A 24,048-nucleotide genomic window follows, 5' to 3' on the forward strand; every position below is an offset into this window, starting at 1 on the left:
CGGCGTCGTGACCATGGCGTACAAGGAATGGGCGTCGGAATTCGACGGCGCGGTCGTCTGGACCTGGGACGGGCCCGCAGGCCCCGCCCGCCCGGTCCTCCCGGACGGCTGCATGGACCTGATCTGGACACCCGGACGGCTGCGCGTCGCGGGACCCGACACCCACGCCTTCGAGGTGACCGCGGCGGAACGCGGACGGTGCGCGGCGATCCGCTTCGCCCCCGGCACGGCACCCGCACTGCTCGGCGTACCGGCCGACGAGCTGCGCGACCGCCGCGTCGCCCTCGCCGACCTCTGGCCCGGCGCCGAGGTCCGCAGGCTCACCGAACACCTCGACCAGGACCCCGACCCCGCGGCCGCGCTGGAACGCCTCGCCCTGCGCCGGGCCGCCGACAGCGGACCGCCCGACCCGCTGACGGTGTCCGTCGCCGCACAGCTGGGCCGGGGGCGATCCGTCGCCGCCACCGCGCGGTCGGTCGGGCTGGGCGCCCGCCAGCTGCACCGCCGCTCCCTCGCGGCGTTCGGCTACGGGCCCAAGACATTGGCCCGGGTACTGCGGCTCCAGCGGGCGCTGGCTCTCGTACGGGCGGGAACGCCGTACGCCGAGGCCGCGCACCTCGCGGGCTGCACCGACCAGGCGCACCTCGCGAGGGAGGTGCGGGACCTGGCCGGTACGACGCTCGGCGGGTATCTCGCCCGTACCGGCTACGAGGCGCCCGCGAACAGCGACACCCCGCAGCCGTCCGGGTCCAGCACGACCGCGTAGCGCTGCCCCCACACGGCGTCCCAGGGCTTCAGATGCCCCTGGTACCCGGCGCCGGTCAGATCGGCGTACACCGCGTCCACCTCCTCGGGACTGTCGCACAGGAACGCGAGACCCAGGCGCTCCCCGCCGGCCGGCCGCTGCCATTCCGGGTCGAACGAGCGGATGACCTCCTCGGTGTCCCACAGCAGACGCTGCCCGCCGGGCAGGGTCACCTCGACATGGGGTGCGGAATCCGCCTCGGCCGGGATGTCGAGCCCGAGCCGGCGGTAGAAGGCGAGCGATGCGGCCAGGTCCGCGGTGATGATGCCGATCGCGTCGAGTCGTGGAGTCATGCACCGACCGTAGGCGTGACGGCTCACGGGCGTCTTGTACGAAACGGTCACGGCTGCCCCGACCTGCTCGTCCTGCCCCGGCCTCCCTCACGCACCGTGAATCCGGTGGCATGGATTCGGGCCGGACCAGGGACGAACAGGGGGGGGAAGAAGGGAACGAGGGGAACGGCACGGATGGCGTGGATGGCACGGGGAAGAATCGTCGCGCAGCTGCCGCTCACGGTGGCCTGCGCGCTCATGGCCCGGCAGGTGTGGCTGCTCTTCCCTGTCACCGCGGCCGAGGGCGCGGGGGTGACCTGGAGCTGTGGCGTCAGCAGTTGCGGCACCGACGACCTGGCGGGCGGCGCGCCGATGACGGGCGCCGCCACCGTGGTGGCGCTGAGCCTGCTGTCGACGCGCTGTCTGCACCGGGCGGCGTCGCCGTCGTCCCGGCGGGTGCGGCGTTCGGCGCGGGACGGCAGGACGCCCTCGCAGCGGGGGACGTCACGGCTGATGAGCCCACGGAGTGGCTCGTGGGCTGGTTCACGCCGGAGAACTGGATCATCGTCGCGCAGGTGATCACCGTCGCCGGGTGCCTGTACGCCCTTCGGGGCGGCTGGGTCAGTCCGCGGCGGACCCAGGGGCTGCACCGGCTCGCGCTGGGCCGCGGGCTCGCCGTGGCCGGGGCCGAACTGACCGGCTGGGAACGGGCGGGGCGCAACCGTGGCCGGGTCGTGGTGGGCTTCCACGACGCCGACGGCGCACACCACGCGTTCCCGGGCCTCCCGGGTGACCCTCTCGGGCTTCGCCCTGGACCTGCGCCCCCAGCGTTCGCGCCCGCCGTGGTCCACGGGGTGCGGGCCGTGAACAGGGACCCAGGGCTGCCCGCGCTCGACCCGCGGTCGCCGGACACTTCGTTCGCGTTCGACCTCACGGTCGTGCCCGCGACCGGGGAACCGTACCGGGTGACCGTCCGGCATTCGCTCGATGCCCAGAACGCCCGTAACAGCGGGTCCATGGTGATCGAGTACGACCCGGAGCAGCCCTGGCGGGTGATCGTGCCGACCCGCGTGCCGGGTCAGTCGGCCGAACAGGCCCGCGGTCCGACGCTCACCGGACCGCAGGCCGAGCGGATCACGCCGCGCCGCCCGGAAGTCCGCGTCCTGGGCCTCGGAGCGCTCATCGCCGCCGCACTGCCGGCAGCGGTCCGGCGGACGGGCTGACGGGCTGACGGGCAGAGCGGCCGGTGGGGCCAGTAGAGCCGGTGGGGCCGGTGGGGCCGGTGGGCCGACCGTGCCGACGGGTCCGTCGGACCGCGCCACCGCGGGCCGGGCCCTTCTCCGGGGCGGCCCGCGGTCCCGCTCCGGTCAGTCGAGGCAGGCGTCGGGTGAGGTGCCCGGGTCGGTCAACGCCCGCCCCAGCTGGGCGCGTTCCGTCACCCACCGGGTCGGGCGGTGGCGCGGGTCGCCGGTCGTGGCGTACAGCGACCGGGAGAGCTCCAGCATTCGCCCGGCGCCGATCCGCTCGCCCCAGGCCAGCGGCCCGACGGGATAGCCGAGCCCCGTCGTCACGGCCAGATCGATATCGGCCGGGGTGGCCAGCCCGCGCTCCGCGATCGACGCGGCGACGGACACGACTGAGGCCAGCAGCCGCTGGGCGACGGAACCGGCGGTGTCCCGCACGACCGAGACGGCGTACGGCTCCGCACCGTCGGCGGCCCGAGCCAGCACCGCGCGGGCGTCCCGTGCGGCGGCCGGATCGGACGCGGCGGTCACCGCGAGCACCCGGCGGCGGCCCACCGGGGGCAGCGGGTCCACGCCGAACGTACGGGCGGCCGGCAGCGCGTGCGCGGCCACCGCCCCCGCCACCGTCGTCCCCCAGACCGGCACCAGCACCACGGCGTCCGCCGACGGCTCCGGACCCGCCTCGACGACCGCTCCCGCCGCCGTCAGCGCCGCCCGCAGCGCCGTGGCCCGCTCGCACGCGCCGACGATGTGCACCGGCCTGTCGGCCTCACCCGTGACCGGTGCCTCGGGGGCAGTGGCGGGCACGCCGGGTCCGTACGCGAACCAGCCCTGTCCCGTCTTGCGGCCGTGCAGCCCGGCGGCCACCCGGTTCGGCGTGAGGTACGAGGGGCGGAGCCGGTCCTCGTGGCGGAAGCCCTGCCAGATCGAGTCGATCACCGCGGCCGTCACATCGAGGCCGGTGAGGTCCATCAGCTCGAACGGGCCCATCCGCAGGCCCAGTACGTCACGGGCGATCCGGTCGATACCGGCCGGGTCGGCGACCGACTCCTCCAGCAGCGCCAGCGCCTCGGTCACCAGGCCGCGCCCGGCGTGGTTGACCAGGAAGCCCGGGGTGTCCGCCACCGTGACCGCGCGGTGTCCGCAGCTCTCGACCAGCGCGGTGAGCGCGGGCGGGATCTCCGGGCGGGTGGCGGCGCCCGGCACCACCTCCACGATCCTCATCAGCGGGACCGGATTGAAGAAGTGCAGCCCCGCGAGGCGCGAGGGATCCTGGAGCGTCGCGGCGATCCGGGTGACCGACAGCGACGAGGTGTTGGTCGCGAAGAGGGCCGAGGCGGGCAGCGCGCGCTCCAGCTTGCCGAACACCTCGGCCTTGGTCGCCAGATCCTCCCGTACCGCTTCGATGACCAGTTCGACGTCCTCCCCGGCCGCCCAGGGGTCGTCCAGCGGGACGAGGCGCGCCACGGCGGCGGCACGGTCCTCCGCGGACATCCGCCCCTTGGCCACGGCACGCTCCAGCATCGACGTGACGAAGTCCAGGGCGTCCGTCACCGCCTGTGCCCGGACATCGCTCAGTTCGACGGTGTGTCCGGCACTCGCCGCCCACTGGGCGATGCCGCGGCCCATGGCTCCGGCGCCGACAATCCTGATACGCATGGCAGTTGAGGCCCTTTCAGCGGAGGTAGACACGGTCGGGGTCGACATCGTCGCGCAGGAGCCGCAGTTCCGCGGCCGTGGGGGACGGCACCGTCGTGACCGTATCGGCCACCCCGAGGTCCCAGCCGGTCGCGGCCCGGACCTGTTCGACGGTGACGCCCGGGTGGACGGCGACCAGCCGCAGCTCCTCGCCGATGCCCGCGCGGGCCAGGATGCCCAGTTCGGTGATGACCCGGGTGACGCCGATGCCGAGCGGCCGAATGCCCTCGGCGAGCGCCCGGTCGGGTCCCGGCGTGGTGCAGAAGTCGAGGGCGTCGGTGAAGGAGCGCGGGCTGTGGCGGCGCATCACCACGAACACCTCACGGGAGTTGGCCATCACCTCGACGCCGCCGCCGGAGCCGGGCAACCGCACCGACGGGCTGTCCCAGTCCCCGATCACGGAGGTGTTGAGATTGCCCCAGCGGTCGATCTGGGCGGCGCCCAGGAACCCGACGTCGATATGGCCGCCCTGCAGGACGCAGCCGAACAGGGCGGGCATCGACAGCACCGCCTCGGCCCCCGTGATCAGGACCGCGTCGGCGATGGTCTCCGGCAGATGGGAGGGGTGCGCGCCGCAGACCCCGGACTCGTACACGACCTCGATCTCCGGCGCGACGGTCAGATGCGCCAGCTCGGTCGCGAGGGTCGGCAGACCGATTCCGGCGAACACCGTGCGCCGTGCGGCCAGTTCGCGGGAGGCGACGACGGCGAGCAGTTCGGAGGAGGTGACGGGCGCCGCGGCGGTGCTTGTGGTGCTCGTGGTCTTCGTGGTGCCCCCCGTGCCTGCCGTGCCCGCCGTGCCTGCCGTGCCCCCCGTGCCCGCCGTGTCTGTGCCGCTCGTGCTGCTCGTGGTCATGATCGGCTCCTTCTCGTGTCCCGCGCTCACAGCCGCCGTCCGTAGTTCACCGGCTCGCTCAGCGCCTCGCCGACCGCGAGCCCCGCCCAGAACTCCTCGCCGAGCTTGTCCACGTACGCGGCGTGGTCGGCCGTCCCGCGCACCCACTCGTCCAGCCACTCCTGGAGCCGGTCCGGGTCCTTGCTGATCCGCGACCAGGCCCGGTAGAAGGAGTTGTCCCGGTCGTAGTACCCCTGCGCGAAGGAGGGGTGGGCGCCGCGCGGGCAGACCACGACGGCGTCGACCGCGTGGGCGGGTACCAGGGTGCGGTTCGGGTCCGAGCGGATCACCTCGTCGTCGACGAGCTCCTCCACGACGACGATCGCCTTGTCCGCCGCGTACACCGCCTCGGCCTGGATGCCGGTCAGTCCCCACATCTGGGTGTTGCCCCGGCGGTCGGCGCGCTGGGCGTGGATGATCGTCACGTCCGGGTTGACCGGCGGGACGACATAGATCCGCTCCGGTTCGCCGTCCGGACCGGGATAGGGCGAGGTGACCTTGCGCAGACCGGGATTGACCGACGGCAGGTCGCTCCCGCCGTAGGAACGCAGCGGATAGAAGGGGAGCCGCTGCGAACCGGCGAGATACCGGCAGATCATCCCGTAGTGGCTGTACTCCTCGAACACCAGCGGCTCCGGGTCGGCGTTCTCGATCCGCCTGCGCAGCTCGCCCAGCGAACCGGCGGAGGAGTTGCCCACGAAGGAGGAGACCAGTCGGGAGACACAGCCCGCCGCGAGCATCTGGTCCACCACGATGTCCGCCGTCATCCGGACGACGGTGAGGTCCCGGCGGCCCTGGCGGATGATCTCGTGCCCGGCGGCGGTCGGGATGAGATGGGTGAAGCCTTCGAGACTGATGGTGCCTCCGTCGTGGACGAAGGCGGCGACGGCCGCTTTCATCGACATGACCTTGTCCGTCCCGTCGGTCCCGTCGACTACGTGGGTCCCGTCCGCCCCGTCCGCCCCGTCGGTCCTGTCCGTCCGGTCCACAGTGCTCCTCGGCCTAGGCGTGCAGATCGCCCCACGGTGTCAGCGGCCATTGATCGCTGTCCAATACCGAATTAGGGTCGGATCAAGACGTGCCGGATATGAATGAAGGGGAGGGGGCGCAGGTATGGAGCTACGTCATCTGAACGCGTTCGTCGCCGTGGCCGAGGAGCTGCACTTCGGCCGGGCCGCCAAGCGGCTCCAGATGGCCCAGCCCCCGCTCAGCCAGCAGATCCGGCAGCTGGAGAAGGAGCTCGGCGTCCAGCTCTTCCGGCGCAACACCCGCTCGGTACGGCTCACCAGCGCGGGGGAGTCGTTCCTGGAACCGGTACGGACGGTCCTGGACGACCTCGACACCGCGGTACGGGCCGCCCGGTCGGCGGGCCGCGGTGAGTACGGCCGGGTCACCATCGGTTTCGCCGGCGCCTCCAGCCACGAGACGCTGCCCCAGCTCACCCGCGCCGTGCGCGCCGCCCACCCCGGCCTCGAACTCGTCATGACCGGCCAGACGTACGCCAACGTCGCGCTGTCCCGGGTCGCCGACGGCACGCTCGACCTCGGGTTCGTCCGGCTGCCGGTGACCCAGCCGGGAGTGGCCTACCGGGTGATCGACGAGGAGGAGCTGCTGTGCGCCCTGCCCTCCGACCACCCGCTCGCCCAGCGGGAGACGGTGCCGATCGGGGTCCTGGCCGAGGAATCGTTCGTCTCGTTCCCGGCCAACACCGGCTCCACCGTGCGCGACGCGATGGTCGAGGCGTGCGAGGGCGCCGGGTTCAACCCGCGGGTGGTCCAGGAGGCCCCCGACTCGTACACGATCCTGGCGCTGGTCGCCGCCGGAGTCGGTGTGACCCTCACGGTCACCTCGTGCCAGCACATCCAGCAGAACGGGCTCGTCTACCGTCCCCTCGCCGGACCGCCCATCCGCCGTCAGGCGGCCCTGGCCTGGCGTGCCGACAATCCCTCCGCCGCGCTGCGCGCCGTGCTCGCCGTCGCCGAGGAGGCCCTGCCGACGCCGTCGCGCTGAACGGGGCGAGGGCCCCATTGAGACGGGTCACGTCTCGAACCAGGGTGAATTCGATATTGGACCGACTCAGTCGCCGGATGCGATGGTCGCCCACATACCCGCACCGTCCCCGCCGCCCCTCGCGAAAGGCCCTGCCGTGCCCGACCCGCTCGATGTCGTCATCTGCGAACCGCTGCGCACCCCCATCGGCCGTTTCGGCGGGGCGTTCGCGCAGCAGACACCGGCCTCGCTCGCCGCGCGTGTCATCGCCGAGGTCGTCGCCCGTACCGGTATCGATCCGGACCGGGTCGACGAGGTGATCCTCGGGCACGCCTACCCGTCCGCCGAGGCGCCGGCCATCGGCAGGGTCGCCGCCCTGGACGCGGGGCTCCCCGCGACCGTCACCGGCGCCCAGATCGACCGGCGCTGCGGGTCCGGCCTCCAGGCCGTGCTCGACGCGGCGATGCAGATCCGGGCCGGCTTCAGCGAGGTCGTCATCGCGGGCGGCGTCGACGTGATGAGCGCCGCCCCCTACTACACGCACGACGGGCGCTGGGGCATCAAGGGCCCCGGCCTCCAGCTCCACGACGCGCTGGCCCGGGGCCGGGTCACCGCGGGCGGCGTCAACCACCCCGTCCCCGGCGGCATGATCGAGACCGCGGAGAACCTGCGCCGGGAGTACGGGATCAGCCGCGCCGACCAGGACGCGCTGGCGCTGCGCTCGCAGCAGCGCGCCGCACGTGCGGCAGCCGAGGGCCGGTACGGGGCGGAGACCGTCCCCGTCACCGTACGGACCCGCAAGGGCGAGACGTCGGTGACCGCGGACGAACACCCCCGCCCCGACACCACCGCCGAGCAACTCGCCGGGCTCCGCCCGATCATGGGCAAGTCCGACCCCGGGGCGACCGTCACCGCGGGCAACGCGAGCGGCCAGAACGACGCGGCCGCCGCCTGCCTGGTGACGGGCGCGGCCACCGCCGAACGCCTGGGACTGACCCCGCTCGTCCGGCTGGTCTCGTTCGCGCGGGCGGGAGTACCCGCCGCGACCATGGGCATCGGCCCCGTCCCGGCCACCCGTGCGGCGCTCGCCCGCGCCGGACTCACCCTGGCCGACCTCGACCTGATCGAGCTCAACGAGGCGTTCGCCGCGCAAGTGCTCGCCTGTACGCGGGAACTGGGTCTGGGCGACACCGATCACGAGCAGCGGATCAACGTCAACGGATCCGGAATCTCCCTCGGCCACCCGGTCGGCGCCACCGGCGCCCGCCTCCTCGCCACGCTCACCCACGAAATGCACCGCCGTGAGTCCCGCTACGGGCTGGAGACGATGTGCATCGGCGGCGGCCAGGGCCTGGCAGCCGTCTTCGAGCGCATCGCGTCCTGACACACCGGACCGGGTCGCCGCGGTGACCTGTCACACCGCAGGGCGTGGTGGCACAGGACGCCGCGTCCCGCACTGTGACATGTCACGCCGCCACGCGACGACATGTCACATTGCACCCCGATCCCCGCGCCCTCCCCCCTCCCCTGTTCCTCCTCATCAGCACCGAGAACTACGGCCTCGCGATGCTCGGTGTCGCCGTCGCCACGATCCCGCACTGCCTCTACTACGCGGCCCTCGCGGGCATGCTCGCCAGCCGCTTCCCCGCTCACCTGCGGTACGCCGGCATCTCTCTGTGCTACCAGCTCTGCGGCACCCTGCTGGGCGGGACGACCCCGATCATCGGCCAGTTCCTGCTGAACCGGACCGGTTCGATCGCCGCCGTCATCGCGTACGCGGTCTTCCAGGCCGTGCTGACCCTGGGCTGCATGCTGCTGCTCCTCAAGCGCCCCAACCACGACGAGCAGGCGGCCGAACCGGTGGCCGCGTCCCCCGCCACCGCCCGCGTATGTGTCCGGGGACCACCAGTGGATCCACACCGACGTGGAGCGGGCCGCGAACGGACCGTACGGACGGACCATCGCCCACGGGTACATGGTCCTCAGTTGGGGCATCCCGATGTTCGGCGAACTGCTCCAGGTACGAGGAGTGGGCCGGGACCTCAACTATGGGGTGAACCGCGTCCGTTACCCGACGCTCGTCCCGGTCGGCGGCCGGGTCCGGCTGCACGCCTCGGTCACCGAGGTCAGGGAGGTCGCGAGCGGCGGCGTTCAGATGACCCGGGCGTTCACCTTCGAGCTGGAGGCATCCGCGAGACCGGCCTGCGTGGCGGAGTCGCTGACGCGCTTCTACCCGTAGAAGCGCCACGAACCCGCCTCCCCCCCGACCTGGCGTCCAGCACCTCCGAAACCCCGCGCCCCGGCCCGGAAACCCCGCGCCCCGGCCCCGGCTATCCCAACTCCCCGTACAAGTAGTGCCGCGTCCCCGCCAAGGCGGCCCGGCACCACGCGTCCACGTCGTCCTGGTCCATCGCCGCCCAGTCGGGGGTCTCCTCCACCTGGGCGCGCCCCAGCCTGCGCCCCAGCTCCACCAGGTGGGCGCCCACAGCGGTGCGTTCGTCCGCGTACCGCTCCAGGGCCTCGGCCGGTGACGCGGCGCCCCGCAGCGCCCGCTCCAGGGCGCGCGCGTCCTGGAGTGCCTTGACCGCGCCGCTGGCCGTGTGCGGCCGGGTGACCCCCGCCGCGTCCCCGGCCAGCAGGAACGGGGACCGTGCGGTGCGGGGGACCTGGATGTCGACGACCGGGTGGCAGGCCATGGCGACATGCTCGCCACGCGCGACGATGTCGGCCCAGGCCGCCGGGAAGTGCTCATCGGCGATATCGCGTACGTACGTCCCGACATCGACGCCCGACGCGGGCGGACGGCCGTAGATGGCGTACGCCAGCAGCCGGTCGCGGGACTCGCCGCGCCGCGTGACGCCCCCGGAGCCGGCCGGGATCAGATAGAAGATCCCGTGACCGCCCCGGAAGCAGAGGGTGACCCATGCCTCGCGCAGCAGCTCCAGCTCCCGCCGATGACCGGCGAGGGTGCTCAGCGCGATGGTGCCGCGCCACACCCGATACCCGGCGGGTGTCGGACGCAGCCCGGGTGCCAGCAGCTGACGGGTCGGCGATTCGTGCCCGTCGGCTCCCACGACGATGTCGTACAACTCCTCCCCGTCCGCGGTACGGATCACCGCCCGCCCGGACGGCGCGTGCCCGACCCCGGTCACGGGCCGCCCCCGCAGGTAGCGAGCCCCGCCCGTGTTCGCGCGCAACGACCGCCACAACAGGCCCCAGTTGCACGGGGTCACCGCGGAGGCCTGCCGCGCGAACTCCCGCCCGGAGTACCGTCCCGGCTGCCGGGTGACCCAGATCCGGGACGCCACCGGGGCGGTCGGCATGGCCGCGTCCAGATATCCGGCCGCGACCAGTTCCTCGTGCAGGGGAGGCGGGATCACGATCCCGAACCCCCGGTCCTGGAGTTCGCCGTCGCTGCGCTCGTACACGGTGACGTCCGCACCGGCCCGGATCCCCGCGACGGCCATCGCGCAACCGGCGATGCTGCCGCCGACCACCCCGATCCGCAAGGCTGTTGTCGCCACGCCGCCACCACCTTCGCCGGCTCGCCCTGGGAGACGCTGAACCCGCACATCGTCCCACTCGACGGCCGGTCGCGCGGCCCGCTGTGGACATCGCCCGGGTGCGGGCGGCGAGGCGCCGGGTCTCAGACCTCGATGCCGTCGCGGGCGCGGGCTTCGGAGATCCGGCGTCTGACCGGGGCGTAGTGCTCGCCCAGTGAGGTGATGAAGCCGGGGATGTCGCCCGCTCGTGCGGCGTCCACGATGTTCTGGTGGGCGGTGATCGTTTCCGTCTCGTCGGCGTGTGTGAAGCCGTCCAGGTGCGGCGCGACGATCGCGTACACGTCCCAGAAGGCCATCGAGAGCCGGCCGATCAGATCGTTTCCGAGCGGGGCGACGAGCAGGGCGTGGAAGGCGCGGTCCGCCTCCACGAAGCCGGTCCCCTCGCCCGCGCCGGTCTCGCGCATCGTCGCGACCAGGGCGTCCAGCCCGTCGAGTTGCTCCGGTTCCAGCAGCGAGACGATCCGATCGGCCGTGCCGCGCTCGAACAGTTCGCGTACGTCGACGAGGTCGGCCAGCACCTGGAAGTCATCGCCGGGGGAGAGCAGGCCACGGAAGGTCAGGCTCTCCACCAGGGCGGACAGGCTCAGCCGCCCGACGTACGTGCCGTGCCCGTGGCGCACCTCGACGATGTCGAGCGCGGCGAGGATCTTGACCGCCTCGCGGATGCTGGAGCGGCTGGCGCCGAGCGCCTCGCACAGGGCCGGCTCGGTGGGCAGCGGGTCCCCGGGGCGCAGCTTCTCCTCAAGGATGTAGCGCTTGATGCCGTCGACGACTTCCTGCCGGAGCAGCGTCCGGCCGGACCGGGTGCCGGACATAGGTGAACTCCCCGCCTCGTGAACCCGTTCGATCATCGAACGACGGCACCACGCTATCAAGGCGTCAGATATCAGACATCCGTTGACCGGGAACCTCGGTGTCGCCCCTCGCACGCGAAGGGTCCGGCAGAACAGCGTCAGCTGTCCTGCCGGACCCTTCGTCGACCGGACGGGCCGGTCTCAGCCCCGCGAACCGCGGGTGCGGCGCATCAGGATCGCCCCGCCGAGCAGCAGCCCGGCGCTGGCACCGGCGGCCAGGCCGAGACCGGCGGAACCGGTTTCGGCGAGGTGCGCGCCCGGCTGGTTCGGCCGGGGGGTGTCGTTCGGCGGCGTGTGGACCGGCGGCTCGTTGGCGGGCGGCTCGTTCGTCGGCGGCTCGTCGACCGGAGGTTCGTCGACGGGCGGCTCGTCGACCGGGGGCTCATCGACCGGCGGCTCTTCGGTCGGCGGCTCCTCCGTGGGCGGCTCTTCGGTCGGAGGGTGGTGGTGGTCCGGGCCGCTCACGTTCGCGCACTCGTTGCCGAAGGTGGGGTTGAGCAGTCCGACGACGTTGACGCCGTTGCCGCAGGCGTTGACCGGGACATCCACGGGTGCCTGGACCAGGTTCCCCGACAGGACGCCCGGGGAGTGGGCCGCCACACCTTCGGCGCCGGCTCCGCTCTGGCCCCCGTGGCCACCGGAGTCCACGTTCTTGCAGGCGTTGCCGAACGCCGGGTTCAGCAGGGCGATCACATTGACCGTGTTGCCGCACGCGTTGACCGGGATGTGCACCGGCACCTGGACGGCGTTGCCGGAGCCGACCCCCGGCGAGCCGACAGCGGCACCCTCGGCCGAGGCGTCGGCGTGCGCGTAGCCGCCCGCCGCGGACAGGATGCCCGACGCCGCAGCCATAACGATCATACTTTTATTCAAGACCTGTCGCATTAATTGCCCTTCCTTAGGACACTTCGCATGGGCGATTCGCCCGCGGAATCGTCGGGCGGTGCCGCTTCCTCCGTCGAGGCCGTGTGCTCCGGCGGAGGTCATTCCGAAAGCTGTTGACCAAGTGCGCGCTGGACGTCACCCATAACGACCGAGAGTTGTGGGGGAAACTTGGAAGTCAGTGGAAATTCTGTAATCATCCGAACGGATGACGCACAGGCGTTTGTGTCCTGGTCCGGGCGGTGAGGGAATTGGTAGAAGGATCAAAGGTATTCGGGGGATCGGTTCCCCGAGGGTGTCCGCGTCGAGGGTGGGCGGGGGCGTCCACTTCTCGGACGTCCGGCGGTGAACACCCCGTCGAAGGGTCGCAATTCCTTCACGAATCGCCTTCACGGCGATTGTCCCTGCCGATAGGACCGGGCCGGGCGGGGATTCGTCGCACGCGTGGCCAAGGGATCACCCGGACGGGGTGGACATCGGGCGTGCCTCAGGTCAATGCGCCCCGAGCGCCAGGCATTCGAGTGAATGCAGAGAACCAATTGCCGGGTCGTGAGTTGGTCAGGGGGCTCCGGTACGGGGCAACCGGATACGAGAAGGGTTCATCGTGATCAAGAAGGTTCTGGCTACGGGCGCTGTCGCCGCCTCCATCCTCGGTCTCGGCGCGTCGCAGGCCATGGCGATCGGCGACAACGGCGGCACGACCTCGATCAACGGCAACGGCGCCTCGCAGGCCTACGGCAACGCCGAGACCCACGGTGACTGGAGCCCGCAGTTCGGTCTCATCCAGGGCTCGCTCAACAAGCCCTGCATCGGTCTGCCGCTGAAGGCCAACGCCGGTTCGCTCATCGGCCTGGTGCCGATCTCGGTTCAGGACATCAACGTCCTGTCCTCGCCGCAGAACCAGCAGTGCACCGAGAACTCCACCCAGGCCAAGGGTGACGAGGCTCTGTCGCACATCCTGTCCAGCATCCCGATCCTCTCCGGCAACGGTGCCCACAACGGCTGATCAGCCGCACCGACCAGGCCCGGACCGCCGGCGTTCCTCCACCGAGCGGACCGGGCCTGTTGCTGTATGCGCGGGCATCCGTATGTCTGCTCGTCATATGAGCCTCCCCGTGGCGTGGATCGACTGATAGCTGCGTCATTCGGGCGGTTCCCGAGAATCTGCTCACGGAAGAGTTTCGATCTCGGCCGTTAATCGTTACGAATTACAGCGTCGGAGTCGCGAGCACTCAGCATCACGCTCGGGCGGTACGAAAGTCGTATCGCTCCGGACTCCCCCGCAGAAAGGGACGAAAGTGAAGTACACCAAGATTGCCGCCGTCGCCGCCGGAACCCTCATGGCGCTGGGCTTCGCCGCTCCGGCCATGGCCGACGCGGGCGCCGAGGGCATCGCCGTGGGCTCCCCGGGCGTGCTGTCCGGCAACGTCGTGCAGATCCCGGTCCACATTCCGATCAACGCCTGCGGTAACACCGTGAACGTTGTCGGTCTGCTGAACCCGAGCTTCGGCAACACCTGTATCAACGCCTGAATGGTGACTGGTTGAGCCGTCGGCCCAACCACGGTCGGCCCCGGATCGGCGCACGTCGATCCGGGGCCTTCCCCTTTTCCCCGTGCACCTCTCGTGCAGACTTCGTCCCGGACTCATTGTCCGGCCTCATGGGGGCGGGAAAAATCTGCGGCCGCACAGTTTCCCGTTCATGGTCGGATCGTTATTCACGGCAAAGCGGCAGAAGTCACAGGTAAAGAGACCTTGTGTGCGGCACGGGAACGTGACCGAAACAGATGCCGCGCAGAAGGGAACCAGAAGTGAAGTACGCGAAGACCGCCGCGCTCGTTGCCGGTTCCATGGTCGCCCTCGGAACGGCTGCTCCCGCTTTCGCCGTGACGGACACGGCCCCCAACTTCAGCCTCGACAGCGGCCTGAACCAGGTCATGGCCAGTGCCCCGCAGGCGGTGGACCCGCTGATCGACACGGTCGGCGGTGCCGCCGAGGCGGTACACAAGGAGGGCACCGTCGGCAAGCTGGCGAACGGGGCCACCGGTGTGGCCGAGACCGCCGCTCCGCTGCTCGGCGGGTTGCCCCTCGGCGGCTGACCGTCGTACGGCGCAGTTCTCCACCGCTTCACATTCTCTCCGGTGCCCGGTTCCGTGAATTCTTCGGATTCACGGAAGAAATAAGCATCGTTCGAGTGAATGAGCACAACCAATCCCCGCCGGACAGAGTTGATCAGGACGCTCCGGATAGGCGGGCAAAAGATTATCCCACGAAGGGCTTTTTCATGATCAAGAAGATTCTGGCCTCGGCAGCCGTAGCTGCTTCGGTCGTCGGTGTCTCCGCTGCTGCGGCCCCCTCCGCCATGGCCATCGGCAACGACGGCGGCACCACGTCGATCAACGGCAACGGCGCCTCGCAGGCGTACGGCAACTCCGCCACCCACGGTGACTGGAGCCCGCAGTTCGCCCTCATCCAGGGTTCGCTCAACAAGCCCTGCATCGCCCTGCCGGCCAAGGCCAACCTCGGCTCGCTCATCGGCCTGGTGCCGATCACGGTCCAGGACCTCAACGTCCTGTCCTCGCCGCAGAACCAGCAGTGCACCGAGAACTCCACCCAGGCCAAGGGTGACGAGGCTCTGTCGCACATCCTGGACAACATCCCGATCCTCTCGGGCAACGGTGTCGGCAACAACTGAGGCCGCGTAACTCCGGACCCCCGGCGCTGAGTTCCCCGGGCTTACGGGGGGCGGCCGGGAATCCGCCTGTCCGCAGTGCCTGATCACGCGTGGGGCCAGCCCATCCGTACGGCGACCGTTCTTCGGCAGCCCGGATGCGCTGGCCCTTCGTCGTGCCCGCGGCGGGTGATTGGTCCGGATGCCGCAGTACGGGCCGACGTTCGCTCCCGGTCCGGGTAGGGCCTCTGCATGGACCAGTACGACAGACGTCAACCACCCAGCGGGCAGCAGCCCGCGCAGGACAGCACACCGATCTACGACCGGCTCGTCGCCGAGTGGCGGGCGGCGGGGCGGAGCCCCGGAGCGGACGCGCCCCACCAGCCCGCGGAGAGCCGCGGTGGCCGTTTCGTCCCCGCGGCGCGTACCTCCGGCGAGGCCGCCGGGACATGACCGCGCGGCGTCGACCTTGCGCCGGATCACACCCATTTGAGTGGTACTGCGCAACCGATCCCGTCGGCGGCGGTTGTTCAGTACGTTCCACAACGGGACGCTCCGAAAGGTGAAGCTTGATGAAGAAGATGATGGCCGGCGCGGCAGTGGCTGTGTCCCTGATCGGTCTGTCCGCGGCCGCGGCTCCCACGGCCATGGCGATCGGCAATGACGGTGGCACCACGACGCTCAACGGCAATGGCGCCTCGCAGGCCTTCGGCAACAGCGTGACCAAGGGTGACTGGAGCCCGCAGAACCAGCTCGTCCAGGGCACGCTGAACAAGCTCTGCATCGGGCTGCCTGCCAAGGTCAACGTCGGTTCGCTCATCGGCCTGGTGCCGATCACGGTCCAGGACGTCAACGTCCTGTCCAACCCGCAGAACCAGCAGTGCGCCGACAACTCCACCCAGGCCAAGGGCGACGAGCCGCTGTCGCACGTCCTGGACGGCATCCCGGTCCTCTCGGGCAACGGCGTCGGCAACAACTGACACCACTGAGTGCGGGCGGCCCGGAGGATCTCCCTCCGGGCCGCCCGTGTGTGTCACCACGGCACCGCACATGACGATGCCCACCACTCCACGGGGGGTGGTGGGCATCGTCATGTGCGGGCGGGGCGGCCAGGGGTCAGGCCAGGGCGCGTACGGGCAGGAGGCAGTGGGCGGAAGTCCGCACGACGTCCTCGTTCGCCGCGAAGGCCCGCAACTGCTCCTCGCTGACCGGCTGTCCCGGCACCGCCTCGGGCCACGGCCGGGTGGCGAACATCCCGTACACCTGGCCCTGCGACTCGGCGGCGGCCAGCCACTCCGCGGGGACGGTGTACTGCGCCTTGAGGTGCGGCATCGTCAGGACGGCCTGGCCGGCCTGGACGAGCAGCTTCACCTGGAGTCCCGGCGTCTCGGTGGCGTCCTGGACGCCACCGCCGACCTGAAGGCCCGCGCGCGTCAGGGCCGTGCGCAACGCGGCCTCGCCGACCTCCGGGCCGTCCTGCCCGTCGCCCAGCGAGTAGGTGAGAAGGAAGGCGACATCGTGCTCCTGGTCGGGGTGTCCGCCGCTCCAGCCGATGAGGATCTGGGTGCCCAACTGGGCTTGTGTGAACGTGCCGGTGGCGGTCTGGGGTGAGGTCATGCTCGGCACCCTAACGGCCCGAGACCGGACGTTGTGCACCCGTTTCACCTGATCGAGGGAGATCTGCGGGTATCTCCGACGAATACCTCGCCGCGGCCCTCGCGAAGGCCGTACCGGGTGCCGGTGGAAAACCTGTTGACGCTGCCGGGCGGGGGCGGGCTATGGTGTGCAACGTTCCGCACAGCGGGGCGACATACCGCAAGGAACCAGGAGGTGAGGACATTGATGACTGTCGTTGCGATGGGCGCTGCCCACAACCAGAAGAGCATCGTTCTCACCCCCCGTGGCCACCGGCTGACCTTCTCCTGAACTTTCCCACGCCGAGCGCGTGGTGCCGGGGCCGCCCTTGTGAAGGGTTTCCCTTGTCTTTCCCGATTCTTCCGGTTCCGTCCTCGTCGCACCCGCTGGCTCCTTACGGCTGGGACGACGACTGGGCGGCCGCTTTCGCCCCGTACGCCGAGCAGGGCCTCCTGCCCGGCCGCGTGGTGCGGGTCGACCGCGGTCAGTGCGACGTGGTCACCCCCGACGGCACACTCCGTGCGGACACCGCGTTCGTGGTGCCCCGCGACCCGATGCGGATCGTCTGCACCGGGGACTGGGTCGCCCTCGACCCCGACGGCGACCCCCAGTTCGTACGGACGCTGCTGCCGCGGCGTACCGCCTTCGTCCGCTCGACGTCCTCGCAGCGTTCCGAAGGGCAGGTGCTCGCCACCAACATCGATCACATCGCCATCTGCGTCTCGCTCGCGGTCGAGCTCGACCTCGGGCGGCTGGAGCGCTTCCTCGCGCTCGCCATGTCCAGCTCCAGCGGTGACGCGCTGCTGGGGGACGGCACCGCGGCCCGGCGGACCGATCCGCAGCCGATCGTGCTGCTCACCAAGGCCGACCTGGTGCCGGACGTGACCACCCTGTCCCACCTCGTCCAGGACATCGAGGCCGTCGCACCCGGAGTGCAGGTACTGCCGGTCAGCTCCGCCACCGGCGAAGGGCTCGACGTGTTCGCCGCCGTGGTCTCCGGCGGTACGAGCGTGCTGCTCGGGCTCTCCGGCGCGGGCAAGTCGACCCTCGCCAACACGCTGCTCGGCGAGGACGTGATGGAGGTGCAGGCCGCCCGCGACGTCGACGGGAAGGGCCGGCACACCACCACGACCCGCAACCTCCTCGTCCTGCCGCACGGGGGCGTCCTCATCGACACCCCCGGGCTGCGCGGGGTCGGACTGTGGGACGCGGAGGCCGGGGTCGGCCAGGTCTTCTCGGAGATCGAGGACCTCGCGCGGCACTGCCGCTTCCAGGACTGCGCCCACGAGGCGGAGCCCGGCTGCGCGGTCCTGGCCGCCACCGAGGACGGGTCGCTGTCCGAGCGGCGCCTCGACAGCTACCGCAAGCTGCTGCGCGAGAACCAGCGCATCGTGGCCAAGACCGACGCCCGGGTGCGCTCCGAGCTCCTGCGGGACTGGAAGCGCAAGGGCGCCGAGGGGAGGGCGGCGATGCAGGCCAAGCGCGGCCGGGTGCGATAGTCGCCACCGGCCGGTTCGACGTCCGAAAACCGCGAGTGCGGCAGCGGCGGCTGCCGCACACTGGACGGTGTGATGGACGAAGAGACCAGGTACGAGGCGGTGAGCAGCCGCGACGCACGGTTCGACGGCGAGTTCTTCTTCGCCGTCGTGACCACCGGCATCTACTGCCGGCCGAGCTGCCCCGCCGTCACCCCCAAGCGTGCGAACGTACGGTTCTACCCGACCGCGGCCGCCGCCCAGGGCAACGGCTTCCGGGCCTGCAGACGCTGCCGCCCGGACGCCGTACCCGGCTCCGCGGAGTGGAACGTACGCGCCGATGTGGTCGGCCGGGCCATGCGGATGATCGGCGACGGGGTGGTGGACCGGGAAGGCGTTCCCGGTCTCGCCTGCCGCCTCGGCTACAGCCCCCGGCAGGTCCAGCGCCAGCTGAACGCCGAACTGGGCGCCGGCCCCGTCGCGCTCGCCCGTGCCCAGCGCTCGCACACCGCCCGGGTCCTGCTCCAGACCACGGGCCTGCCGGTCACCGAGATCGCCTTCGCGGCCGGATTCGCCAGTGTGCGCCAGTTCAACGACACGATCCGCCAGATCTACGCCCGTACGCCCAGCTCCCTGCGGACCGAGGCCGGAACCGGCCTCGGAGCGGGGGCGCGGGAGGGGCGCCGGGCCGGAATCCCCCTGCGGCTCGCCCACCGCGGCCCGTACGCCGCCCGGCAGGTGTTCGATCTGCTCGGTACCGCGACCGTGGCAAGGATCGAGGAGATCAGCGGGCCGTCCGGCCGCCGGACCTACCGGCGCACGCTGCGGCTGCCCTACGGCGCGGGCATCGTCGCCGTCGACGAGGCGTCCCCGGGGCCCTGGCTGGAGGCCCGGATCCAGCTGACCGACCTGCGCGACCTCACCACCGCCGTACAGCGGCTGCGCCGGCTCCTCGACCTGGACGCCGATCCGTACGCCGTCGACGAGGCGCTCGGCGCCCACCCCCGGCTCGCGCCGCTCGTCGCCGCGCGGCCGGGGCTGCGCTCGCCGGGCACCGCGGACCCGGAGGAGTTCGCCGTACGGACGCTGGTGGGGCGGGCACGGGCCGAGGAGTTGGTGGAGCGGTACGGGAAGGTGCTGGACGTGCCGTGCGGCGGGCTCACCCATGTGTTTCCCGAGCCCGGAGTGCTGGCCGGTGCCGTGGAGGAACCCGCGCTGGTGGCCCTGGCGGCCGCGCTGGCCGACGGGGACGTACGGCTGGACGCCGGGGCCGACCGGGACGAGGCGGAGCGGGCGCTGCTCCGGCTGCCGGGGATGGATCCGCGGACCGCGGCGCTCATCCGGATGCGGGCGCTCGGTGATCCCGACGTGGACCCGGACGCGGCGCGGGGCGCCGGGACGACGCAGTCCTGGCGGCCGTGGCGGTCGTACGCCGTGCGTCACCTGGAGCTGGACGCGGCCCTGGCGCCGTCCCCGCAGTGACGGCGCCCGGGTCCGCGGTGGCGCGTCCGTGCGCGCTCAGGCCGGCTCGTCCAGGCCCCGGCTGTGCACCTTCCCCGGGTGGACGCGGATCAGCTCCCCGTCGAAGTGCGGGCCGAGGCCGTGCGGTCCGACGAGCAGTTCGGCCTCGCCCCTGATGCCGACGCCCCGGGACGTGGGCCCCGCCGTCCGGCGGGCTCAGGCGGGCAGGCCCCAGCGCGGTGTGTCCCCGTCGGACGCGACCGGGCGGATCGTCAGGTCCGGGCGGTCGCCCCGTGCGGTGATCAGCGCGGATTCACCCTTGCGCAGCTCGATCCGTACGGTGCCGGGCGCGACCTCCGTATGACGCAGCGGCCGTCCGCGCCGGTCGCGGATCTCGACGCGCCCCTCGATGCCGTGGCGTACGACGCAGGGCGCGCCCGCCTCGCTGGTCAGCCGGAGCCAGCGGGTCCGGCCCGCCTCCCGTACCGCGCTGAGGAGGAACGCCCCCTGGGTGCGGAAGTCGTGGACGGTCAGGTCCTGCCAGGCGGCGGGCAGCGCGGGGAACACCCTGATGACGTCACCCCAGGACTGGCACACCATGTCGTGCAGCGACTGGGCGGCGGAGAGCGGGGTCTCGATGACCGGGCCCGACTCCTTGTACATGGTGTTCGCCTGGATGAACCGGCCCATCAGCTCACCGAGGTACTTCAGCGCGTCCTCGCCCTTGCCCAGCAGCGCGGACATCGACGCGGCGCCGGTGAAGGTGTAGCCCTGGAGCGCGCCTTCGAAGCCGACCCAGTGGGCGAGGGACTTCTCGATCAGGGTGCGTTCCCCGGCGGTGGCACCGGTGATCTCGTACAGCGGGTAGACCGCGAGCATGTGCGAGTAGTGGCGGTGGGACTTCGCGAACGGCACTCCGGCACCGATCATGAAACCGTCGCCGTCGACCGGATACGGGGCGAGCCTGGCCAGGACCTCCTGCCAGCGGGCGGTCAGCGGGTCGCGCACGCCGAGTTCCCGCGCGGACTCGACCAGGGTGCGGCAGCCCCAGCGGAGCAGCATCAGGTCGTAGTTGCAGTCCGGCGCGTTCACGCCGTACTCGGGCGAGAACGTGGCCGGGAGATGCAGCTTCCCGTCCGCGCCCGGCGTGAGGAAGTGGAGGTAGTAGTTGACCGCCTTGCGCAGCAGTGGGAAGAGCGTGTCGCGCAGGATCGACCGGTCCATGGTGTGCCGGTAGGACAGCCAGACGTTGTGCAGCGCCCAGGTCAGATTGCCGACCTCGGGGGTGGGCTCGTCCCGGCCGGGGATGCCGACGCCGTAGCCGCCCTCGGCCACCGCGGCGCCGTTGACCAGTTGGGGGTCGGTGGTACGGGGGATACCGGCCGAGTCCGCGCGGTAGGGCGCGGACACCTCGCGGGAGAGCTGGTCGCGGAATTCGCTCAGGGCACGGGTGACCGCGTCGAGTTCGAGGTGGTTGGAGCCGTGGATCAGCCAGTACTCCAGCTGGACGTTGAGGTTCCACCAGGTGTTGGGCCAAGGGGTGGGCTCCAGCCAGGGCCCCGAGGTGGCCATCACCGGGGCGTCCCTGCGCGCCGCCGAGGCGGTCTTGTACAGCTGGATCCAGTAGAAGCGCTGCAGCCGGGCATCGGGCAGCGAGAGGAAGCTCTTCCGGTAGAACCGGTCCCACCACGCCCGGTGGGGCCGCGCCAGCAGCGCGTACGGGAGGGCCGATGCGGTCCTCACCGTACGCAGCGCCCGGTCCCGGGCCGTGGTCCGCGGGTGGGAGTGCGTGACCGTGACGTACAGCGTCCGCACATCGCCGCGGGCGTGGTCCCGCCAGGCGGTGGCGTGCTGCCCGCCCGCGAGCAGCGGCTGGACGGCCGCGGTCACCTCGCCGTGCCGTTCGACGACGGCCGGGGGATTGCCGGTGTAGCCCTCCGGGAGCGGCTTGAACGCGGCCCGCGGACTGATCGCTTCCGCGGGGTGGAAGACCCAGCCGAACCCCTGCTCACCCGCGTCGGGGGTGACCTCGACGGCGAGCACATCGCTGGAGGAGTGCACGAGGGCGCGGAGTTTCAGAGTGCCCTCGGTGGTGGTGACGGTGCCTTCGAGCTCGGCGGTGCGCAGCCGCATCCACCACTCGACACCGGTGATCGTGCCGACCGGCTCCAGGGTGAAATGGCCGATCGGGAGCCGGGCGAGGCCGAAGAGCGAACCGAACTCCGGGCGGTGGTCCTGGACCTCGGAGTGCTGGACGTTGAAGCGGATGGCGTTGCTCTGTGCGCCCGGTTCGGCATAGATCCCCGAGCCGAGGCGGCCGTTGCCGAGATACGGGCCCTCGTACCAGGTCTTCGGCAGCTTCCGCCAGAGCAGGTCGGCGTCGTCCAGGACGGTGCGCCAGCTGTCGGCGGGGGCGTGCACGGTGGCGGGGGCGTGCGCGGTCGTGGAGGGGGACGGCGCGGTGGCGCCGACCGCGGCGGTGGCGGTTCCTGCCACCAGCGCGCCGCCGAGCGCGGTGCCGGTGGCGAGAACGGCCCTTCGGGAGGGGGAGGAGGGCACGGGGGCGTCGGCAAAGGGACGGGACTCCGGCTGAGCGGCAATGGCGGCGGACGGTTCCGGTGCTGTGGGCAAGGCGTCTCCTGGCGGCTCGTACGCAGGCGTGAGCACATCAATTCATCCGAGCTATATCTCCAGGGAAGGTAGGCAGGTGGTGTCTGTGCGTCAATAGGTGTGCAGAGATCGGATGTGTATCCGTGGCTCTGGACAGTGTTCAGCCATGAGTCCATGCCGGTACGCGGAGTGGCGCGGCTCAGCTCAGGATCACCGCGCCCAGCCAGGCGCCCGCCACCAGCAGACAGGCGAACAGCTCCACCAGCACCGAGTAGCCGGTCGCCCGCATCACCGAGCGGACCGAGGCCCAGCCCGCTCCCCGGCTGCCGAGCCGCAGCCGCTCGGCACCGTAGATCGCACCGACGTACCCCACGACCCCGCCCACCACCGGCAGCACGAAGAACCCCACGATCGCCGCCACCCCACCGATCATCAAGCTCTTGCGGGGCGCCCCCGACTCACCGGGGCGGCGGGGTGGCAGCAGCGGTCTCAGGGCCTGGTTGAGCAGCAGTACGACGGTTGCGCCGATCAGTACGCCCCAGGCGGCCGGCGCCTGGTCCGTCAGAGCCCACCAGAGCACCGCTGCCCACACGATCGCCTGCCCCGGCACGCCCGGCACCAGCACGCCGACCAGTCCGAGCAGCATGACCAGGCCGACGGCGACGAGCTGCCACACACTCATCTGACCAGCGTGCCGGAGACCGCCGGGTTACGCCCGTCAGCGCAGCCCCGGCCACCTGCGCGGACTCCTGGACGGACGCCTGTTCGGGAGCGCTTCGGGGCGGGCCGGGGAGCAGCTTGAGCAGCCGTTCCGGGGCCGTCCCGGGGAGCGGGCTCCGGGAGCCGTTTCGGCAGCCGCTTCGCGGGCCTGGAACAGGAGTCCGCGGGCCGGGGCGGTCTCAGGCGCGCGGGGTGCGGGACACCCAGCCCCGTTCGTACGCGTGCCAGCCCAGCTGGAGCCGCGTCGAGACCCCTGTCAGCTCCATCAGCCCCTTCACCCGCCGCTGTACGGTCCGCAGCCCCAGGTCCAGCTGCTTCGCCACGCTCGCGTCCGTCAGCCCGGCCAGCAGCAGCGACAGGATCTCCAGATCCGTCGGATCGGGCCCGACCTCGTCCTCCCGTACCCACCCGGACTCGCCCAGCCGCAGCGGCATGGCCTCCCGCCACACCGCTTCGAACAGCCCCATCAGCGACTCCAGCAGCCCGCTGGCATGGACGACCAGAGCGGCCGGTTCCGCGCCGCGCCCGGTCAGCGGCACCATCGCCAGGCCCGCGTCGGCGACGACCAGCTTCGTCGGCACCCGGTCCACCACCCGGCACTGCTCGTCACGGCTCAGCGCGGCCGACAGCTCCAGGATCCCGGACGGCAGCGACAGCACCTCGCGCTCCACGACCACCCGGAAGGACACCCCCCGCGTCGCCGCCCGCTCCTCGGACTCGTTGTCCATGCCGCTCACCGCGATCGGATTGCCGGTGACCAGCGCGCAGACCTCCGAGGTCGCCCCCAGCTGCAACTGATGGAAACGGTGCGCCACCGCACTCGCCCCGGTCACGACCTCCACCAGATCGTGCACCGCCGGCTCGCTCGCCTCCGCCCGGTACTCCTCCGCGAGCAGCGCCGACGCCAGCTCCGCCTGCTCCAGCTCGTGCCGCTGCTGGATCAGCAGGGCCCCCAGCGCCACCCCCGGAGGCGCCGCCACCCAGCGGCCGGGCCGCGCCGATGACTGGGCCGCCAGGCCCTGCTGCTCCAGCCTGCGCAGCGCCCGCTCGGTGTCCCCTTCGGGCAGCGCCAGCCGGTGCGCGAGGTCGGAGAGCTCCGCGGCCCCCGCCGCGACGAGTGCGCGGTACGCCGCTTCCTGTCGCTCGTCGAGACCTATCGCACCCAGCATCTCCGGCCCTCCCCGGGCGTTTGTGATCGCGCGCCGCCGCGCCTGCTCCGGCCGACCGGCCGTGGCGGGAAGAGGCCACGGCGTAAACCCGCCGTACACATCATCC

Annotated in this window: 24 protein-coding genes and 3 pseudogenes; 15 read left to right on the forward strand and 12 right to left on the reverse strand. The window is 71.7% G+C overall.

Annotated elements, in window-relative coordinates:
* The first annotated feature begins 13 nt into the window (after positions 1 to 13).
* Positions 14 to 766 carry a DUF6597 domain-containing transcriptional factor gene (locus tag OG251_RS32020; protein WP_326680363.1) on the forward strand — a complete coding sequence of 251 codons (753 nt, stop codon included), beginning with the start codon at positions 14 to 16 and terminating at the stop codon, positions 764 to 766.
* On the opposite strand, the gene OG251_RS32025 is transcribed toward OG251_RS32020, so the two are convergent.
* Complete coding sequence (locus tag OG251_RS32025; protein ID WP_326680364.1) at positions 706 to 1,098, reverse strand: VOC family protein; 393 nt, start codon at positions 1,096 to 1,098, stop codon at positions 706 to 708. The two genes, OG251_RS32020 and OG251_RS32025, sit on opposite strands and share 61 nt — an antisense overlap.
* A gap of 183 nt (positions 1,099 to 1,281) precedes the next feature.
* Between OG251_RS32025 and OG251_RS32030 the strand changes: the two genes are divergently transcribed.
* On the forward strand, positions 1,282 to 1,656 hold the full coding sequence (locus tag OG251_RS32030) for a hypothetical protein (protein WP_326680365.1): 375 nt from the start codon (positions 1,282 to 1,284) through the stop codon (positions 1,654 to 1,656).
* Positions 1,611 to 2,300 (forward strand): hypothetical protein, encoded by a 690-nt coding sequence (locus tag OG251_RS32035; RefSeq protein ID WP_326680366.1) that lies wholly within the window; start codon positions 1,611 to 1,613, stop codon positions 2,298 to 2,300. Before OG251_RS32030 ends, OG251_RS32035 begins: the two co-directional genes overlap by 46 nt.
* 144 nt (positions 2,301 to 2,444) lie before the next feature.
* On the opposite strand, the gene OG251_RS32040 is transcribed toward OG251_RS32035, so the two are convergent.
* From OG251_RS32040 to OG251_RS32050, 3 genes are read right to left on the reverse strand one after another with little or no spacing between them, the layout of a single operon-like run.
* On the reverse strand, positions 2,445 to 3,980 hold the full coding sequence (locus OG251_RS32040; RefSeq protein ID WP_326680367.1) for a 3-hydroxyacyl-CoA dehydrogenase: 1,536 nt from the start codon (positions 3,978 to 3,980) through the stop codon (positions 2,445 to 2,447).
* Between the two features lie 16 nt (positions 3,981 to 3,996).
* Positions 3,997 to 4,875 (reverse strand): CoA-transferase subunit beta, encoded by an 879-nt coding sequence (locus OG251_RS32045; protein WP_326680368.1) that lies wholly within the window; start codon positions 4,873 to 4,875, stop codon positions 3,997 to 3,999.
* A 26-nt stretch (positions 4,876 to 4,901) separates the two neighbouring features.
* On the reverse strand, positions 4,902 to 5,819 hold the full coding sequence (locus tag OG251_RS32050) for a CoA transferase subunit A (protein ID WP_326681484.1): 918 nt from the start codon (positions 5,817 to 5,819) through the stop codon (positions 4,902 to 4,904).
* Between the two features lie 208 nt (positions 5,820 to 6,027).
* On the opposite strand from OG251_RS32050, the gene OG251_RS32055 reads away from it, so the two are divergent.
* The 4 genes and pseudogenes from OG251_RS32055 to OG251_RS32070 all read left to right on the forward strand — a co-directional run.
* Positions 6,028 to 6,924, forward strand: a complete 897-nt coding sequence (locus tag OG251_RS32055) for a LysR substrate-binding domain-containing protein (protein WP_326680369.1) — start codon at positions 6,028 to 6,030, stop codon at positions 6,922 to 6,924.
* Between the two features lie 136 nt (positions 6,925 to 7,060).
* The gene (locus tag OG251_RS32060; RefSeq protein ID WP_326680370.1) at positions 7,061 to 8,287 is read left to right on the forward strand and encodes an acetyl-CoA C-acetyltransferase; all 1,227 of its coding nucleotides are present in this window, start codon (positions 7,061 to 7,063) and stop codon (positions 8,285 to 8,287) included.
* Between the two features lie 137 nt (positions 8,288 to 8,424).
* Positions 8,425 to 8,787: pseudogene (locus OG251_RS32065) on the forward strand (MFS transporter); the annotation flags it as partial.
* 1 nt (position 8,788) lies between these two features.
* Positions 8,789 to 9,142 (forward strand): annotated as a pseudogene (locus tag OG251_RS32070) (MaoC family dehydratase); the annotation flags it as partial.
* A 91-nt stretch (positions 9,143 to 9,233) separates the two neighbouring features.
* Here the strand turns inward: OG251_RS32070 and OG251_RS32075 are convergent.
* The 3 genes from OG251_RS32075 to OG251_RS32085 all read right to left on the reverse strand — a co-directional run bounded on the left by OG251_RS32075 (position 9,234) and on the right by OG251_RS32085 (position 12,181).
* On the reverse strand, positions 9,234 to 10,427 hold the full coding sequence (locus OG251_RS32075; RefSeq protein WP_326680371.1) for an FAD-dependent monooxygenase: 1,194 nt from the start codon (positions 10,425 to 10,427) through the stop codon (positions 9,234 to 9,236).
* Between the two features lie 122 nt (positions 10,428 to 10,549).
* The gene (locus tag OG251_RS32080) at positions 10,550 to 11,281 is read right to left on the reverse strand and encodes a FadR/GntR family transcriptional regulator (RefSeq protein ID WP_326680372.1); all 732 of its coding nucleotides are present in this window, start codon (positions 11,279 to 11,281) and stop codon (positions 10,550 to 10,552) included.
* 180 nt (positions 11,282 to 11,461) lie between these two features.
* A complete protein-coding gene (locus tag OG251_RS32085) occupies positions 11,462 to 12,181 on the reverse strand; it encodes a chaplin (protein WP_326680373.1) in 720 nt (239 codons plus the stop codon).
* Positions 12,182 to 12,806: 625 nt separating this feature from the next.
* Between OG251_RS32085 and OG251_RS32090 the strand changes: the two genes are divergently transcribed.
* The 6 genes from OG251_RS32090 to OG251_RS32115 all read left to right on the forward strand — a co-directional run bounded on the left by OG251_RS32090 (position 12,807) and on the right by OG251_RS32115 (position 15,852).
* Entirely contained in the window at positions 12,807 to 13,208 is a 402-nt protein-coding gene (locus OG251_RS32090; RefSeq protein ID WP_073719177.1) for a rodlin, read from the forward strand.
* Between the two features lie 292 nt (positions 13,209 to 13,500).
* Positions 13,501 to 13,734: a chaplin gene (locus OG251_RS32095; RefSeq protein WP_326680374.1), complete on the forward strand. Its 234-nt coding sequence runs from the start codon at positions 13,501 to 13,503 to the stop codon at positions 13,732 to 13,734.
* Positions 13,735 to 14,012: 278 nt separating this feature from the next.
* Positions 14,013 to 14,300, forward strand: a complete 288-nt coding sequence (locus OG251_RS32100) for a hypothetical protein (protein ID WP_326680375.1) — start codon at positions 14,013 to 14,015, stop codon at positions 14,298 to 14,300.
* 185 nt (positions 14,301 to 14,485) lie between these two features.
* Positions 14,486 to 14,896: a rodlin gene (locus OG251_RS32105; protein ID WP_073719180.1), complete on the forward strand. Its 411-nt coding sequence runs from the start codon at positions 14,486 to 14,488 to the stop codon at positions 14,894 to 14,896.
* 228 nt (positions 14,897 to 15,124) lie between these two features.
* Positions 15,125 to 15,325 carry a hypothetical protein gene (locus OG251_RS32110; protein ID WP_326680376.1) on the forward strand — a complete coding sequence of 67 codons (201 nt, stop codon included), beginning with the start codon at positions 15,125 to 15,127 and terminating at the stop codon, positions 15,323 to 15,325.
* A 119-nt stretch (positions 15,326 to 15,444) separates the two neighbouring features.
* Complete coding sequence (locus OG251_RS32115; protein WP_073719182.1) at positions 15,445 to 15,852, forward strand: rodlin; 408 nt, start codon at positions 15,445 to 15,447, stop codon at positions 15,850 to 15,852.
* Positions 15,853 to 15,988: 136 nt separating this feature from the next.
* Here OG251_RS32115 and OG251_RS32120 read toward each other — a convergent pair whose 3' ends face one another.
* On the reverse strand, positions 15,989 to 16,489 hold the full coding sequence (locus OG251_RS32120) for a DUF5949 family protein (RefSeq protein WP_073719183.1): 501 nt from the start codon (positions 16,487 to 16,489) through the stop codon (positions 15,989 to 15,991).
* A gap of 362 nt (positions 16,490 to 16,851) precedes the next feature.
* On the opposite strand from OG251_RS32120, the gene rsgA reads away from it, so the two are divergent.
* Both rsgA and OG251_RS32130 read left to right on the forward strand, forming a co-directional pair.
* Complete coding sequence (gene rsgA / locus OG251_RS32125) at positions 16,852 to 18,006, forward strand: ribosome small subunit-dependent GTPase A (RefSeq protein ID WP_326680377.1); 1,155 nt, start codon at positions 16,852 to 16,854, stop codon at positions 18,004 to 18,006.
* 72 nt (positions 18,007 to 18,078) lie between these two features.
* On the forward strand, positions 18,079 to 19,464 hold the full coding sequence (locus OG251_RS32130; RefSeq protein WP_326681485.1) for a DNA-3-methyladenine glycosylase 2 family protein: 1,386 nt from the start codon (positions 18,079 to 18,081) through the stop codon (positions 19,462 to 19,464).
* A 36-nt stretch (positions 19,465 to 19,500) separates the two neighbouring features.
* Here OG251_RS32130 and OG251_RS32135 read toward each other — a convergent pair.
* The 4 genes and pseudogenes from OG251_RS32135 to OG251_RS32150 all read right to left on the reverse strand — a co-directional run.
* A pseudogene (locus OG251_RS32135) lies at positions 19,501 to 19,632 on the reverse strand (PPOX class F420-dependent oxidoreductase); the annotation flags it as partial.
* 27 nt (positions 19,633 to 19,659) lie between these two features.
* Entirely contained in the window at positions 19,660 to 22,002 is a 2,343-nt protein-coding gene (locus OG251_RS32140; protein WP_326681486.1) for a glycosyl hydrolase family 95 catalytic domain-containing protein, read from the reverse strand.
* 250 nt (positions 22,003 to 22,252) lie between these two features.
* On the reverse strand, positions 22,253 to 22,735 hold the full coding sequence (locus OG251_RS32145) for a DUF456 domain-containing protein (protein WP_326680378.1): 483 nt from the start codon (positions 22,733 to 22,735) through the stop codon (positions 22,253 to 22,255).
* A gap of 217 nt (positions 22,736 to 22,952) precedes the next feature.
* The gene (locus tag OG251_RS32150) at positions 22,953 to 23,942 is read right to left on the reverse strand and encodes a helix-turn-helix domain-containing protein (protein ID WP_326680379.1); all 990 of its coding nucleotides are present in this window, start codon (positions 23,940 to 23,942) and stop codon (positions 22,953 to 22,955) included.
* Positions 23,943 to 24,048 lie beyond the last annotated feature (106 nt).

The organism is Streptomyces sp. NBC_01237 (assembly GCF_035917275.1).
Lineage (GTDB): Bacteria > Actinomycetota > Actinomycetes > Streptomycetales > Streptomycetaceae > Streptomyces.